The sequence below is a fragment of the Limnohabitans sp. genome, from assembly GCF_040401495.1.
Taxonomy (GTDB): Bacteria; Pseudomonadota; Gammaproteobacteria; order Burkholderiales; family Burkholderiaceae_C; genus Limnohabitans.
Map to the genome: position 1 here is coordinate 18,524 of NZ_JBBAOI010000018.1, position 14,054 is coordinate 32,577.

15 protein-coding genes and 1 riboswitch are annotated in these 14,054 nt (G+C 51.6%); of the genes, 10 read left to right on the plus strand and 5 right to left on the minus strand.

All coding sequences use genetic code 11. The features are described 5' to 3' along the window. Positions 1-5 precede the first annotated feature (5 nt). Genes AC9UEO_RS10600 through AC9UEO_RS10630 form a run of 7 tightly spaced genes read left to right on the plus strand, consistent with a single transcriptional unit; the run spans position 6 to position 6,561 of the window. A complete protein-coding gene (locus AC9UEO_RS10600) occupies positions 6-1,808 on the plus strand; it encodes a nitrite/sulfite reductase (RefSeq protein ID WP_509532993.1) in 1,803 nt (600 codons plus the stop codon). Positions 1,809-1,817: 9 nt separating this feature from the next. Continuing rightward, positions 1,818-2,180 (plus strand): DUF934 domain-containing protein, encoded by a 363-nt coding sequence (locus AC9UEO_RS10605; protein WP_509532996.1) that lies wholly within the window; start codon positions 1,818-1,820, stop codon positions 2,178-2,180. Further along, on the plus strand, positions 2,177-2,908 hold the full coding sequence (locus AC9UEO_RS10610; RefSeq protein ID WP_509532998.1) for a phosphoadenylyl-sulfate reductase: 732 nt from the start codon (positions 2,177-2,179) through the stop codon (positions 2,906-2,908). Before AC9UEO_RS10605 ends, AC9UEO_RS10610 begins: the two co-directional genes overlap by 4 nt. 4 nt (positions 2,909-2,912) lie before the next feature. Next, on the plus strand, positions 2,913-3,842 hold the full coding sequence (gene cysD / locus AC9UEO_RS10615) for a sulfate adenylyltransferase subunit CysD (RefSeq protein WP_509533001.1): 930 nt from the start codon (positions 2,913-2,915) through the stop codon (positions 3,840-3,842). Next, entirely contained in the window at positions 3,842-5,113 is a 1,272-nt protein-coding gene (locus AC9UEO_RS10620) for a sulfate adenylyltransferase subunit 1 (protein ID WP_509533004.1), read from the plus strand. The genes cysD and AC9UEO_RS10620 overlap by 1 nt, the downstream gene beginning before the upstream one ends. 59 nt (positions 5,114-5,172) lie before the next feature. Next, a complete protein-coding gene (fdxA, locus tag AC9UEO_RS10625; RefSeq protein WP_509533007.1) occupies positions 5,173-5,499 on the plus strand; it encodes a ferredoxin FdxA in 327 nt (108 codons plus the stop codon). Between the two features lie 30 nt (positions 5,500-5,529). Next, positions 5,530-6,561 (plus strand): NAD(P)/FAD-dependent oxidoreductase, encoded by a 1,032-nt coding sequence (locus AC9UEO_RS10630; protein ID WP_509533010.1) that lies wholly within the window; start codon positions 5,530-5,532, stop codon positions 6,559-6,561. Positions 6,562-6,563: 2 nt separating this feature from the next. On the opposite strand, the gene AC9UEO_RS10635 is transcribed toward AC9UEO_RS10630, so the two are convergent. Genes AC9UEO_RS10635 through AC9UEO_RS10650 form a run of 4 tightly spaced genes read right to left on the minus strand, consistent with a single transcriptional unit; the run spans position 6,564 to position 10,303 of the window. Next, a complete protein-coding gene (locus tag AC9UEO_RS10635) occupies positions 6,564-7,349 on the minus strand; it encodes a DUF4384 domain-containing protein (protein ID WP_509533013.1) in 786 nt (261 codons plus the stop codon). 47 nt (positions 7,350-7,396) lie between these two features. Continuing rightward, on the minus strand, positions 7,397-8,650 hold the full coding sequence (locus AC9UEO_RS10640; RefSeq protein ID WP_509533016.1) for a caspase family protein: 1,254 nt from the start codon (positions 8,648-8,650) through the stop codon (positions 7,397-7,399). Then, the gene (locus AC9UEO_RS10645) at positions 8,647-9,426 is read right to left on the minus strand and encodes a hypothetical protein (RefSeq protein ID WP_509533019.1); all 780 of its coding nucleotides are present in this window, start codon (positions 9,424-9,426) and stop codon (positions 8,647-8,649) included. The genes AC9UEO_RS10640 and AC9UEO_RS10645 overlap by 4 nt, the downstream gene beginning before the upstream one ends. A gap of 37 nt (positions 9,427-9,463) precedes the next feature. Beyond that, entirely contained in the window at positions 9,464-10,303 is an 840-nt protein-coding gene (locus AC9UEO_RS10650; protein ID WP_509533022.1) for a hypothetical protein, read from the minus strand. A 162-nt stretch (positions 10,304-10,465) separates the two neighbouring features. Continuing rightward, positions 10,466-10,570: riboswitch (TPP riboswitch) on the plus strand. 60 nt (positions 10,571-10,630) lie between these two features. On the opposite strand from AC9UEO_RS10650, the gene AC9UEO_RS10655 reads away from it, so the two are divergent. Continuing rightward, positions 10,631-11,914: a purine-cytosine permease family protein gene (locus AC9UEO_RS10655; protein WP_509533025.1), complete on the plus strand. Its 1,284-nt coding sequence runs from the start codon at positions 10,631-10,633 to the stop codon at positions 11,912-11,914. Here the strand turns inward: AC9UEO_RS10655 and thiD are convergent. Continuing rightward, complete coding sequence (thiD, locus tag AC9UEO_RS10660; protein ID WP_509533028.1) at positions 11,889-12,731, minus strand: bifunctional hydroxymethylpyrimidine kinase/phosphomethylpyrimidine kinase; 843 nt, start codon at positions 12,729-12,731, stop codon at positions 11,889-11,891. The genes AC9UEO_RS10655 and thiD overlap by 26 nt on opposite strands. Before the next feature lie 53 nt (positions 12,732-12,784). On the opposite strand from thiD, the gene AC9UEO_RS10665 reads away from it, so the two are divergent. Next, the gene (locus AC9UEO_RS10665; protein WP_509533031.1) at positions 12,785-13,858 is read left to right on the plus strand and encodes an FAD-dependent oxidoreductase; all 1,074 of its coding nucleotides are present in this window, start codon (positions 12,785-12,787) and stop codon (positions 13,856-13,858) included. Continuing rightward, complete coding sequence (gene thiS / locus AC9UEO_RS10670) at positions 13,855-14,052, plus strand: sulfur carrier protein ThiS (RefSeq protein ID WP_509533034.1); 198 nt, start codon at positions 13,855-13,857, stop codon at positions 14,050-14,052. Before AC9UEO_RS10665 ends, thiS begins: the two co-directional genes overlap by 4 nt. Positions 14,053-14,054 lie beyond the last annotated feature (2 nt).

The window sequence follows — 14,054 nt, forward strand, 5'->3', positions numbered from 1 at the left end:
ATCTTATGTACCAATACACCGACTTCGACCGCCGCTTCATCAAAGAGCGTGCCGCCCAATTCCGCGATCAACTCACCCGCCGCTTGAATGGCCAGTTAAGTGAAGATGAGTTCAAACCTTTGCGTTTGCAAAACGGCTGGTATGTGCAACGCTATGCGCCCATGCTGCGTGTGGCAGTTCCCTATGGAGAATTGAGCAGCGCCCAGCTGCGGGTGTTGGCGCGTATTGCCCGTGAATACGACCGCCCCAGCGACGCCTTGTTTCAAGAAGCTCAAACCAAGCAAAACGCCATTGGCGGCATTGCTGCGCCCCCTTTGAGTTATGGCTACGCCCACTTCACCACCCGCCAAAACCTGCAGTACAACTGGATACCGCTGGAAAAAAGCGCTGATGTGATGGACCTGTTGGCCAGCGTCAATATGCACGGCATACAAACCAGCGGCAACTGCATACGCAACATCACCTCCGATGAACGTGCGGGTGTGGCGGTCGATGAAATCGTCGACCCCCGCCCCTATGCAGAAATCATGCGCCAGTGGAGCACCTTACACCCCGAGTTCGCCTTCCTGCCGCGCAAATTCAAAATCGCCATCAGCGGCGCAATCGAAGACCGCGCTGCCACCGCGTGGCACGATGTGGGCTTGCATGTGCTGCGCAATGATGCTGGCGAAGTGGGTTTTCGTGTCATGGTGGGCGGCGGCATGGGCCGCACACCCATCATCGGCAGCGTCATTCGTGAGTTTTTGCCTTGGAACCAAATTCTCAACTATTTGGAAGCCGTGGTTCGTGCCTACAACCGCTTTGGCCGTCGTGACAACAAATACAAAGCGCGAATCAAAATTTTGGTCAAAGCCGAGGGCCAAGCCTTTGTGGATCAAGTCGAGGCTGAGTATCAGCGCATCCTCACCCAAGATGGCGCACCCCACACCATCACCCAAGCCGAGTTGGACCGCGTCAGCGCCAGTTTTGTGCCGCCTGCATTGCTGGGTACATCTCACCAGTCTGCTGAGACAGTTCACGCATTGCTTGCCAAGACCGCTGATGAAGACAACAACTTCGCACGTTGGTTGCAACAAAACGTGGCACCCCACCGCGACCCGCATTTGCGTGTGGTCACCCTGTCATACAAGCGGCTAGGTCAAGCCCCAGGAGATGCCACCGCTGACCAACTCGACGCCTCTGCCGTGCTGGCTGAGCAGTTCTCTGCTGGCGAAGCCCGCGTCAGCCATGACCAAAACCTGGTCTTGCCATGGGTGGCCGCTGAGCAACTGCCCACCCTTTACCAAGAAGCCAAGGCCTTAGGTTTGGCCAAACCCAATATCCGCATGTTGACTGACATGATTGCCTGCCCAGGCGGCGACTATTGCGATTTAGCCAATGCGCGGTCTTTGCCCATCGCTGCGGCCATCACAGAGCGCTACCAAGACCTTGACGAATTGTTTGACCTCGGCGAAATTGATTTGCACATCAGCGGCTGTATCAACTCTTGTGGTCACCACCACAGCGGCCATATCGGCATTTTGGGCGTGGACAAGGACGGCAAGGAGTGGTACCAAGTGACTTTGGCGGGGTCGGATGGTTCGGCTTTAAGCGGTACGCCGCAACCGGGCAAAGTGGTGGGTCCATCGTTCTCATCTGCCGAGGTGGTGGACGTGATTGATGCGGTTTTGCAGGTCTACACCGACCAACGCCAGCATGGCGAAACCTTTATTCATGCTTTGCAACGCGTAGGTTTTGAGCCTTTCAAAGCAGCTGCCAATGCGGCACGCCACCCTTCTGACGATGAAGCTTTGAGCCCTGCAGCCTGAAAGACTGTCATGAAATTACTCTCTCACACCGATGCATTGCGCACTGCAGATTTGCAACTACCCAACGATGCAGATCCGCTGGTACACAACCTTGCAGGTGTCCAAACCATCGAATTGAACTTCCCCTCTTTCAGTGATGGCCGCGCCTTCAGCCAAGCGCTGATGCTGCGCCGACGCTGCGGCTTTACAGGCGACATTCGTGCGGTTGGCGACGTGCTGGTGGACCAACTCAGCCAAATGCAACGCTGTGGTTTTTCCAGTGCTGTGCTTCGCGCTGACCAAGACCATGCCAAGGGACGACAATTGCTGGCTCACTTCAGCGCTTTCTACCAAGGCGATGTCGATCAACCCCAACCTTTGTTTGCACGATGAAACCGCACGCCAAAGCCACCACACTGCATGCCAAGCCCAGCGCCAACTTCGCTGACAAATTGGCCGCCACGCAAGCACAGCTAAAGGCTGCTGCTGCCGAGTTGCAGCCCATAAAACAGGCTTCTAGCCTGGGCGCTGAAGACGTGGTCATTACCCACCTCATCAACCAATTGGCTTTGGATATTCCCGTGTTTGTACTGGAAACCGGTGCATTGCACAGCGATACTTTGGCATTGCTAGAGCGTTTGCAAGCGACTTCAAGTGCCCCGATTGAGGTTTACAAACCTCAGCATGAGGCGGTCATCGCTTTTGTGAAGCACCCAGGTCAACAGGCTATTTTCGAGAGCATGGCCAACCGCAAAGCCTGCTGCGGTATTCGCAAGCTCGAACCCTTGGGCCGTGCTTTGCAAGGGCAAAAGGCGTGGATTACTGGTTTGCGCCGCGAGCAGTCGCAAGCCCGCGCCGAAGTGTCTGCACAAGAAGCCGACATGACCAACGGCGTGGCCATCACCAAGCTCAACCCACTGGTGGACTGGACTTGGGGTGACGTGTGGCACTACATCGCTGAAAACCAAGTGGACTACAACCCCTTGCATGACCAATTTTTTCCAAGTATTGGTTGTGCGCCTTGCACCCGTGCCATCAGCTTGGGTGAGGACTTTCGCGCCGGTCGCTGGTGGTGGGAAGACGAAGCCGCTAAAGAGTGTGGTTTGCACGTAAAGGCTTGAACAAATGAACGCTATCAACAATAACGAAGTACATCTTCTTAGCAACGCCCATTTGGATGGGTTGGAAGAGGAAACCATTTTCATCTTGCGTGAAGTGGCCGCTGCCTTTGAACGCCCCACCTTGCTTTTCTCAGGTGGTAAAGACTCCTTGGTCATGCTCAAGTGCGCTGAAAAAGCCTTTGGCATTGGGCGCATTCCCTACCCCTTGCTGATGATCGACACCGGCCACAACTACAGTGAGGTTACCGATTTCCGCGACAGCCGCGCCAAAGAGTTGGGGGCAAAGCTCATCGTGCGAAGCGTGGAAGACTCGATGAAACGCGGAACGGTACGCCTGTCTCGCCCTGACGAACCTCGCAACGCCCACCAATCTGTCACCCTGCTAGAAGCCATTGAGGAATTTCGCTTTGACGCTTTGATGGGTGGTGCCAGGCGCGATGAAGAAAAAGCCCGAGCCAAAGAGCGCATCTTCAGCCACCGTGACAGCTTTGGCCAATGGCAACCCAAGTCGCAGCGCCCTGAACTTTGGAACCTCTTCAATACCAAGTTGCAGCCCGGCGAACATTTCCGCGTCTTCCCCATCAGCAACTGGACAGAGCTTGACGTGTGGCAATACATTGCCCGCGAAACCATTGCCTTGCCCTCTATTTATTACACGCACACCCGGGATGTGGTCGACCGCAAAGGCTTGCTGGTACCTGTCACTGAACTCACCCCGCCTCGTGTTGGCGAAGAAGTGGTGCAACGCCAAGTGCGTTTTCGCACCGTGGGTGACATCACCTGCACCTGCCCCGTGCAAAGCACAGCAGCCACACCTGAAGACATCGTCATTGAAACGCTGGCAGCTGACATCAGCGAGCGCGGAGCCACCCGTATGGACGACCAAACCTCAGACGCCTCCATGGAAAAACGCAAAAAGGAAGGGTACTTCTGATGTTGAGCACCGCTACACGCCCTGCCCTGAAATTCATCACCTGTGGTTCTGTTGACGACGGCAAATCCACCTTGATTGGCCGTCTCTTGGTTGACACCAAAGCAGTTCTGCAAGACCACTTGGCGGGTGTGCAACGCCAAGGCGAAACCGATTTGGCGCTGTTGACCGATGGTTTGTCGGCTGAACGCGAACAAGGCATCACCATCGATGTAGCCTACCGCTATTTCAGCACCGAGCAGCGCAAGTTCATCATCGGAGACGCACCAGGCCACGAGCAATACACCCGCAACATGGTCACAGCCGCCTCTAGCGCTGATGCGGCTGTGGTGCTGGTAGACGCTACCAAAGTGGATTGGCAGTCTGCTGATCTGACTCTGCTGCCCCAAACCCGCAGGCACAGCCTGTTGCTGAAGTTACTGCGGGTGCCGACCATCATCTTTGCCATTAACAAACTTGATGCCGTTGACAAGCCCGAACTGGCTTTCATGCACATCGCACAAGCCTTGCAGCGTTTTGCAGACGAAGCGGCCATCGATATCCATGCCATGGTGCCCATGTCGGCGCTCAAAGGCTGGAATGTGGTCAGCACCTTGCCTGATTGGTGTGGCTACAGCGGACCCAGTTTGCTGAGTCTGCTAGAGCAGATTCCCATCACGACCAGCGATGAAGAGGAGGAACTCAGCTTTGCGGTGCAATGGGTGGAGAAGTTCCACGACAGCGCCACCACCTTGCAAGGACGCCGTGTTTACTGGGGTCGTGTTGCAACAGGTGTGGCCCAAGTTGGCGACTCGGTGCGCGTCTTCCCCAGTGGACAGCAAGCTGTTGTGAAAGAAGTGTTGACTGCGGTTCGACTGCCCACTTCGGTGGCTGCAGGACACAGTGCTGGCATTGTTCTCGATCGTGAAGTGGATTTGTCCCGCGGCGACTGGTTGTTGGCTGGTCAAAGCAGCTTGCAGCCTATTAAACAACTCGACGTCACCGTGGCATGGCTTGATGACGAACCCTTGGTGGCAGGCCGCGTGTACTGGGCTTTGCATGGTCACCAATGGGTGAAAGCCAAAGTGGCAAGCATTACCGATCGGCTAGATATTCACAGCTTGGAAAGTTTGCCTGCCACCGAGTTACCCGCCAATGCAATTGGTCATGTGCAACTGAGCTTTCAACAAGCGCTGATCACACTGCCCTATAGCCGCTCAAAGGCGTTGGGATCCATGGTTTTGGTCGATACCGCAAGCCATAAAACATCTGCCGCCGTCATGGTTCAAGGCTGAGCCAGCCTTTACCCTAAAATGCAACCAATCTTCTTTTTAGCCTTTCACGATTTCTCATCATGACCCACGTAGTTACCGAAGCTTGTATCCGCTGCAAATACACAGATTGCGTCGATGTTTGTCCTGTGGACTGTTTTCGTGAAGGTCCAAATTTTTTAACCATCGACCCCGATGAATGCATCGATTGCGCTGTGTGCATACCCGAGTGCCCAGTGAACGCGATTTATGCGGAAGAAGATGTACCTGCAGACCAAATGCACATGGTCAAGCTCAATGTGGAACTGGCCCGAAGTGGCTGGCCCAGCATCACCAAGCGCAAAGCCCCTATGGCCGATGCAGATGACTGGAAAGACAAGACCGATAAGCTGTCCGAGCTTAAGCGCTAAGTCGGCCAGTTACAGTCGGCACAGATGTCTATGCCAGCTGCCTCAAAATCCTCCCCTATTGAAATCGACTGCTTGGTCATTGGCGCGGGACCGGCAGCGCTGTTTCTCATTTTCGAGTTGGGACTGCTAGAAATACCGTGCCATGTCGTCGATGTACTGCCCTATGCAGGTGGTCAATGCGTGGCTTTGTATGCTGACAAGCCGATTTACGACATTCCAGGTACCGTTCGAAGCACAGGGCGAGCATTGGTGAACGCTTTGTTAGACCAAGCAGCACCGTTTAAAGCGCAATTTCACCTTGGACAGCAAGTCACCTCCATTGAGCGTCAAGCAGATGCCCGTTGGCTGGCTGTTAGCTCTAGCGGTCAAGCCTTTCTTTGTAAAACCATGGTGATTGCAGCAGGTGTGGGGGCCTTCGCGCCGCGAAAATTGGCCCAACTAGACTTATCGCCCTGGGAAGGCAAACAGGTTTTTTATGAGCCTACTCAAGGCATAGCTCATCAACACATCGTCATTCACGGTGGTGGCGAAGAGGCGGTACAAGCCGCTTTGGCTGCTGTGGCACTTGAGCCTGCAAGCTTGACCTTGTTACACCGCAGAGACAAACTCGACGCCTCTGACGACTTGCTGGCAGCCTTTGACCACGCAATGCAAAAGGGACAGATTCAATTCAAAGTGGGGCAAATTCAAAACCTGTCGCAATCCTTACTGACATTGGCAACCCCCAATGAACACACTGAACAACTCGCCTTTGACCAGCTTTGGATTCTGCAAGGTTTATCGCCTCAGTTGGGCCCTGTTGCAGAGTGGGGCTTGGACATGCAGAAGAAACAAATCAAGGTTAATACGGAAAACTTTGCTACCAGTGTGTCTGGTATTTTTGCAATTGGAGACGTCAACACGTATCCAGGCAAACGCAAGCTCATTGTCAGTGGCTTTCATGAGGCCACACTGGCTGCGTATGGGGTCGCCGAGTTGGTTTACCCTGGTCAAAAAATTGCACTTGAATACACCACCGCCTCACCACGCTTACACAAGCTCTTAGGTGTCACGAACCCTTGAGCCTAGCGCAGCTGAAAATAATTTTTGCGCACAACACGCCGTTCATTCATTGGAATTTCAGACAGCTTTTCTTTGAAGCCCTTGAGGTTGTAATTTGATTGCCAAGCGATGGGCTTGAGTGTGCCCACCACGATCAACCACTCATCCACTACTTCCTTGCTATTGGGGTAGGACGGCTGCCAAAAGGACTCCAAACCATAAGACTGTTTGGCTTTATGGCTAGGGATGCGGGTGAATTCTGATAAGAAGTTGTTGGTATCAAAATTGTTGGGGAATATTTGAACCATGTTTTCCCCGTCTAAATGGGGATACCACGCAAAAATGCTGACATACATAGGTGCACTGGGCTGCAGTTCAATCTGCATTGCTTCACCCTCACGGTAATTTTTCTTATTAAGCGTGACCTTGATATCGAAATAGGGGTTGGTCTTGGCCTTGGGATTGGCAATGTCCACCACCAAGGTCACTTTGCAAACACTGGCTCCGTCTAAAACCTTCACACTCTCAGAAACTTTTTCAGCGGTACGGATATTGCCATCCAAAAAGACCCAGGTGTTTTTGTTCATCTCGCACGAGGCTGTGCTGTCACGTCCCGTGCTTTGCTGGCAGGTGAGTTTTTCTTCCGAAGTGACTTGCTCTCCCACGACCAAGCTCAAAGCGTTAAATTTTGCCCGCTCGGCTGCCAAGTGACAGGCTTGGTTGCGCGAAGTTTCAGGGCCAAAATGGTATTCGCCTTGGGTGTCTAGCACCACTGCATGAATAATTCCATGCGACAGTACAGCAGCCAAGCAGGCAAGCCTTGCCAATTGACTTAAGAGGCAAGTGCGAATCTGAATCACGGAAAGACAGCCCTTTGTCTATCCCCTATCAACTGAGGTTGCTGGCGCCGGTTCATTGACAATGCTTTTTTGTCAACTTTTTGCGATAGGTAGTCAATCAACTCACCATGGGTAATGTGTTGGTTGCCATCAAAATCTGCTTGACCTGCAAGACCTCGGACCAAGAAATAGCTGAAGATGCCCTGCTTGAAGTCATCTGAAGCCAGCGCGGTTTGATTGGCAGCTGAAGCACTGACCATGGTGAAATTGGTTGGCAAATGAGCCACAGCCGATTTGAACTTCACGCCACGGGTTTGAGGGTCAAGTGACTCGCCCTTTCTTGCCAAGCCACTATAGCAACTGTCTAAAAAAATCGTGATGGATTTAGCCTGTAATTTTTGTAACTCAGTCACTACCCATTCTTCGCTGACCGCGGTTTCTACCAACAATTCTTTGTTGACATCAAAGGGTAACCAGTATTTTTGGGCGTCCTCGTCTGATGTCAAGCCATGCCCGCTGAACAAAATATACACATGACTCTTGCCCGCCTTGACCTGTGCAGGAAGCCAAAACTTCAGAGCAGACAAAATTTCACTGCGCGTGGCTTTGCTATTGCTCAACATCTTGACGTTCTCTGATGGAACACCCATACCGTCTCGCATCAAGTCATGAAATAAATTGGCATCGTTGGCTGCGTAAAGCGCCTTGTTCAAACCTTGGTAGGACTCGATACCAATGATCAAAACCACCATGTCAGGGGCGTGTGCACTGGTGGCGCCTCTGGACTTCATCTCAGAAGCAGTTGGCTCAAGAGCAATTGGTTTACTGTTTTTTTTTTCAGCCCGATCTTCGCTAACGGGGGAAGCTTTTCCTGTCCACTGGTTGTTAGACCACAAACCCGAAAGCGGCGCTCGTCCGTTGTTGAAGGTATAGGTGCCCAAGCCGTGACGCATACCGTTCAAATAATGGCCGGCATATTTTTCACCATTGGAGAATAAATAAATACCAAACCCATGCTTCAAACCTGATTTGAATTCGCCTTGGTAGTGGTCGCCTTGGTATTTTTCACCTGTAAATTCAAGTATGCCTCTACCTTCAAACTTACCGTTTCGAAAGTCACCCGCATACGAAAACTCAGCATCATCCAAAATGCCGCGACAGTTGTGCCATCGACTGGTATCCGTCCCCCGACAAGTGGGCAAGGTGTCTTGTGCCCAGGTCAAAGAAACAAAGACCCAGCTTGCTAGCCATATCCAGCGCAAGCGGATCATGACTTCGCTTTCAAAGCCAATCCTTGGCTTTTAAGGAGTCTGGCCTCATCTTCGAGTTTTTGTCGGTTTTTGGATGTAGTGCGGAACTCTTTGTTGTAACTGACTAACTGGCGACTGAGTTGCGACTTGGCTTGTACCAAGGACTGCTTGTCTATGGCCCATTGCTTTCGCTCTGCTTGAAGCTGGGTATGCCTGTCTTGCAAGGACGAATAATCTGGCGGAGCATGAACTGCCTCCGAAGGAAACTCGAAAGGTGTTTCGCCATGTAAATCAACAGCTGGCTTGTTGACTTTAGACGCAATCACTGCAACCAACTGAGGGGGCTGGGGCTTACTGATAGGTCTGTCGTCCACCGCCTTGACCATCACCTCCAAACCCAACACTTTTTCGTCTTGGTCCAGCCTGTGTTTGGTCAAGTCCGATTGCTTTTGCCAAGCGTCAATTCGCGCTTGCTCTTTGGATATCTGTTCGTGAAGCAAGCTCAGGCGGTAGTCTTCGCTGTCGACGTGTTGCATTTTGGTCTGTAAATTGCTGACCCGCGAAAGTTGGGGTGTGCGATCTGCGGCATTTGACACAAGTTCTGATGACTCACTGCTGAGTTGGCGCAAAGCCTCCTCGGTTTTGCTCAACTTGGCCTCTTGGTCTTGAATTTTTTGACTAAGCTCAAGAACCAAGAGGTCGGAAGCGACGGTGGACCGTGAAGTTTGCGACAGCAACGATCCGACCGCAGCAACCACTGCCACAAGCAAAGACACTGCTAACGCTGCCAATTTCATATACCAACCTCGAAATTAGATCACCCCATCACGCAGATTACTCTGCGTCTTGACTTGAGCGATTTTTGGTTTTTGATTCTCTGGATAACTCAATTTCTTTTTCCAACTCTTCAAAAGCCTTGGTGCGTCTGATCTTGGTATTGAGCACTTCGTTCTTTTGAATTTCTTTCGTCATGATGCGCTTCAAATCTGATGTGGAATAACTCAGACGAACATAGGTGCGAAAAGTTTTGCCATTGGGAAGTACTTCAATTTTTTCTCTTTGATAGCCACCCAACTGAACATCTGCCACCACACTTTTGGTTACTCGTTCGACTTCCTTGTTCACTGCGCCGTCTTCAAGACCACCACTTTGCGCTGCAAAGTCTGTCATGCGGGATGAGACCATTTCCCCCAAGATCTGAGCAAGTTGACGCTTGCCAGACAACATGGCCATGTCGATCGATAGCTGAATATCAGCAGAAGTTTCTGTGGCATTCGCGTAAACAAAATCAGGCGAGGACTCGTTGTTGAAAAACCAAGAAGGCACTTTGCTGATCGTGTTCTGCACCGTTTTTTGAGCCTCTAATTCGCGCGCCGCATCTTCTTGTTTGTCTAAAGACCGGCGATCGACCAAAGGTTTAGCTTGAACCAAAGACTCCACCACCTTGAGCTTTTCGCTTTGCTCATTCAAAGTGGAATTCATTTCCTCCATCTTTTTTTGTATAGCTGCTTCTTGCTGTTTTTTTTGTTCGTCTAGTGCGGTAGGCTGGCTTGCACAACCGGCCAAAACAAGCATCGCCACACCCAAAGAACCTTTAATGTATTTGAACTTTTTCATAAAATCACCTTTATTGAAAATATTATTGTTAAATTTCAGTATAGAAGTGAATCTCAAATTTACATAAGTAATTCAACGGAAGTTCTTGCCATTACAGCTCTTTTGATCAGCTTCAAACACATAAAAACCCATAACTCATGCACTAAGTTCCCAGAAACTGGCCAGCTCCTCGTAAGGGAATACAAGGCAAAGGGCATAATGGACTCCACTTGTTGAAAAACAAGCCGCTAGGGGTGCTGAGGTCTTTTCTAGGACCAATGCTGAGAAAGTCCCTTTGAACCTGATTGAGGTAATCCTCGCGCAGGGAAGCACGGCAAAGCTCAGATTCTTTTTTCAGAAGTTATCAGGCTACCGCGCCGATCTGCCATTCTTTGAAAGAAAACAATGGCGCTCCTACCCACTCGATCTAACGCTGTCTTGGCTCCGGTGACGGCTTCTGATCGGGTTTTTTCTGGTTTCAGTCATGCCTCTTTGTGGTTTAGCTTGGGCGTGGGTCTTTTGGTCATACAGATTGGTGCTTATTTGGTGCCTGCCATGGGCACACAAGATGCCTTGTTGGCAATCTTGCTGGGCTCACTGCTTGGTTCAGGTTTGGTCGCGTGGGTCGCCAAACTGGGGTGCGACTCAGGACTGTCCAGCGCTGGGTTGATGCACCAAGTCTATGGCAGTGGATTTGCCAAACTTCCCATTGTTCTCAATGTCATTCAATTGGTGGGGTGGACATCTTTCGAGTTGGTCATCATGCGAGACGGCACACTCGCCATGGGGGAGCAACACTGGGGATGGTCCAGCAACTATTTGGTCATTGCAACGGTTTTCTGGGGGAGTATTTTGACTTTGCTCATGGCCAGTTCCATGCTGGGTTTGGTCCGTCATTTCATGAGTAAATTTGGTTTGCCTTTGGTCGTCATTTCACTGGCTTGGTTGACATGGCAATTCCTTGGTGTTTTACAAAATCAAGATGTTTCTGCTTTTTGGCTCAGACCTGGTAACAACAGTATGGGTTTTTTATCTGCCATCGATTTGGTCATCGCCATGCCAATTTCATGGTTACCCTTGGTCGCAGACTATGCGCGTCACGGCAAAAACAGCCGTACCGCTATGTCTGGCACTTGGTTGGGTTACGCCATTGCCAATATCTGGTGCTATAGCCTTGGCGTACTGGTTGTGAGCGTGTCTTCACCGGACGTCAACTTGGTCAGTACCCTGTTACTGGCACAAGGTGGCTTATTGGCTCTTGGTTTGATTTTGATCGACGAGTTGGACAACGCTTATGGCGATGTGTACTCGGCCTCACTCAACAGTCACAGCTTGTTGAGCCATTGGAGCATCAAAAAATGGGGACTGCTGATTGCAGTGGTGTGTACCTTGCTGGCCATTGTGCTGCCAATGCACAGCCTAGAGCCTTTTTTGCTCATGCTGAGTTCCATCTTTATCCCACTGTATGGCGTTATTTTGGGTCGTGTGAGCCTTGCCCAACTGCCCAACGAATCACGCAGCATCTACTTTTTACCTGCTTTGATTTGGCTGATTGGCATTGCTGTATTTCATTTATCAGCGCAACTCACCCCTCAATGGGGTTCTGCCCTGCCCAGTTTGGCTGTAAGCCTGAGCTTGGCGTGGTTAAGTCGAGCAATCGAGGCTAAGAAAGACGCCTCACATGCATGACCTGGGGGGCAAAGCCATGATTCAAGGGGCCGTGGCCATGTCCGGTGGTCACGCTTGCTCCGGCTTGAATGGCGGCCAAAATATAGTTTCTGGCCTGCGCCACTGCCTCTGTCAAATTAAGCCCAAGCGCCCAGTGACTGGCAATCGCAGAAGACAAAGTGCAACCCGTTCCATGCACATTTTGGCTGCTGATGCGCTTGCTGCGCAAAGTATGCGAGGTCCCGTCAGCCAACAAAAGCACGTCCACCACATCCTCGCCTTTCAGATGTCCTCCTTTGAGCAACACCGATGCAGCGCCCATGGCCTGCAAATCCGCACAAGCCTGAGACAAGGCAGCTTCGTCCAGCACAGGTTTGCCCAAGAGCAAAGCGGCTTCATCCAAATTGGGCGTGATGAGTTGAACGCGAGGGAACAACTCACGCATCAAAACAGCGACCGTTTCATCAGCGATCAATTTATCGCCACTGGTGGCAACCATCACGGGGTCCAACACCACCCTCTTAAGCTGGTAGTGGTCAATCGCCCAAGCCACGACCTCGACCACCTCGGGAGAATGCAACATACCAACTTTGACAGCATCGACCCCGATATCGTCCAACACAGATTGCAGCTGCGCTTTCAAAAAAGCTGCAGGCACCGATTGAATCGCTTGCACACCCAGAGTATTTTGTGCTGTCAAAGCGGTGATGGCGGTCATGCCGTAACAGCCAAGCGCAGCAAAAGTTTTCAAATCGGCTTGTATGCCTGCACCACCGCCAGAATCAGATCCGGCGATGGTCAAGACGCGGGGGTAATAGGCATGTGCAGCAGTGTTCATGGCTTGGATTATCCTCAGGTCAAGACAACACGTCATTTAAAGGCAGGGCTTTGATGTCTTTTCAGCACAGTGTGGTTTTAGGGGCTGGCTTGATGGGTCGATTAATGGCATGGGCATTGAGTGAGCAAGGCCATGAAGTGCAGGTTCATGAAGCACAGACAGCGTCCTCCCATGGATCTGCCGCATGGGTCGCTGCTGCCATGTTGGCGCCTTTGGCAGAGTCAGCGATCACGGAACTGAATGTGGTCAAGATGGGTGCTTATGGCCTGACGCGGTGGCCCAGCATACTGGCCAGACTCGAACAGAAGGTCTATTTTCAACAGCAAGGCACCTTGGTGGTATGGCACAGACAGGACTTGCCTGAAGCCCACAGATTTGCCAGCAAGCTAGGCGAGACACGCCAACAGTTACCAGAACTTGAGGCACCGGTTTCTTTAGACCGACAAGCACTGCATTCGCTGGAACCTTCGCTGTCCGAATCATTTCAGCAAGGACTGTATTTGCCTGGTGAAGCTCAATTGGACAACCGTCAATTGCTTGATGCATTGCTGCATCAACTCAACAACCCTTTGGTGACCCTTCACTATTTAAGCCCTGCCTCACCTGCCCAATTTACGCAAGCTGATTGGGTCTTCGACTGTCGAGGCATAGGCGCAAGAGCAGATTGGAACCATTTACGTGGCGTCAGAGGCGAGGTGGTGCGGGTCCACGCACCTGAAGTTCAGTTGAGCCGCCCGTTAAGGCTGATTCATCCGCGCTACCCCCTGTACATTGCGCCCAAAGAAGATGGCGTTTTCGTCATTGGAGCCACTGAAATTGAAAGTGAGGACACATCCCCCGCCAGCGTTCGCTCTGGACTTGAACTGCTGAGCGCAGCCTACAGCGTACACAAAGGGTTTGCGGAAGCTCGTATTTTGGAAATCAATGCCCAAGTTAGACCCACACTGGCAGATAACCTTCCAGCCATACGCTTGAAGGGTCAAGGTCATGTCCATATCAACGGTCTTTACCGCCACGGATTCTTGATCGCACCGGCCATCTTGGACGCCGCCTTGGGACTGATGGCAGGAAACCATGAAGTCGCTCAATCTTTAGGTATTCGTGTTGTGCAGGAGAAGCAGGCATGATGGTTTGGATCAATCAACAAAGCTGTGAATTACAAATGGGTGCTACCCTGAAAGATGCGATTGCGTTTGCCAATATCACCCCACCATTTGCCGCCGCCGTGAACGCTCAATTTGTACCCAAAACGCTGTATACCCAAACATCGCTGAATGAAAACGACAAAATTGAACTCATTGTTCCCATCACTGGAGGCTAAGT

What these genes read in the sequence shown, in the direction of transcription:
- AC9UEO_RS10610 (WP_509532998.1), top strand. Translation starts at nt 2,177, where the DNA reads ATGAAACCGCACGCCAAAGCCACCACACTGCATGCCAAGCCCAGCGCC.
- AC9UEO_RS10645 (WP_509533019.1), bottom strand. Translation starts at nt 9,426, where the DNA reads ATGAAATTGGCAGCGTTAGCAGTGTCTTTGCTTGTGGCAGTGGTTGCT.
- AC9UEO_RS10600 (WP_509532993.1), top strand. Translation starts at nt 6, where the DNA reads ATGTACCAATACACCGACTTCGACCGCCGCTTCATCAAAGAGCGTGCC.
- AC9UEO_RS10620 (WP_509533004.1), top strand. Translation starts at nt 3,842, where the DNA reads ATGTTGAGCACCGCTACACGCCCTGCCCTGAAATTCATCACCTGTGGT.
- fdxA (WP_509533007.1), top strand. Translation starts at nt 5,173, where the DNA reads ATGACCCACGTAGTTACCGAAGCTTGTATCCGCTGCAAATACACAGAT.
- AC9UEO_RS10630 (WP_509533010.1), top strand. Translation starts at nt 5,530, where the DNA reads ATGCCAGCTGCCTCAAAATCCTCCCCTATTGAAATCGACTGCTTGGTC.
- cysD (WP_509533001.1), top strand. Translation starts at nt 2,913, where the DNA reads ATGAACGCTATCAACAATAACGAAGTACATCTTCTTAGCAACGCCCAT.
- thiS (WP_509533034.1), top strand. Translation starts at nt 13,855, where the DNA reads ATGATGGTTTGGATCAATCAACAAAGCTGTGAATTACAAATGGGTGCT.
- thiD (WP_509533028.1), bottom strand. Translation starts at nt 12,731, where the DNA reads ATGAACACTGCTGCACATGCCTATTACCCCCGCGTCTTGACCATCGCC.
- AC9UEO_RS10655 (WP_509533025.1), top strand. Translation starts at nt 10,631, where the DNA reads ATGGCGCTCCTACCCACTCGATCTAACGCTGTCTTGGCTCCGGTGACG.
- AC9UEO_RS10640 (WP_509533016.1), bottom strand. Translation starts at nt 8,650, where the DNA reads ATGATCCGCTTGCGCTGGATATGGCTAGCAAGCTGGGTCTTTGTTTCT.
- AC9UEO_RS10665 (WP_509533031.1), top strand. Translation starts at nt 12,785, where the DNA reads ATGTCTTTTCAGCACAGTGTGGTTTTAGGGGCTGGCTTGATGGGTCGA.
- AC9UEO_RS10605 (WP_509532996.1), top strand. Translation starts at nt 1,818, where the DNA reads ATGAAATTACTCTCTCACACCGATGCATTGCGCACTGCAGATTTGCAA.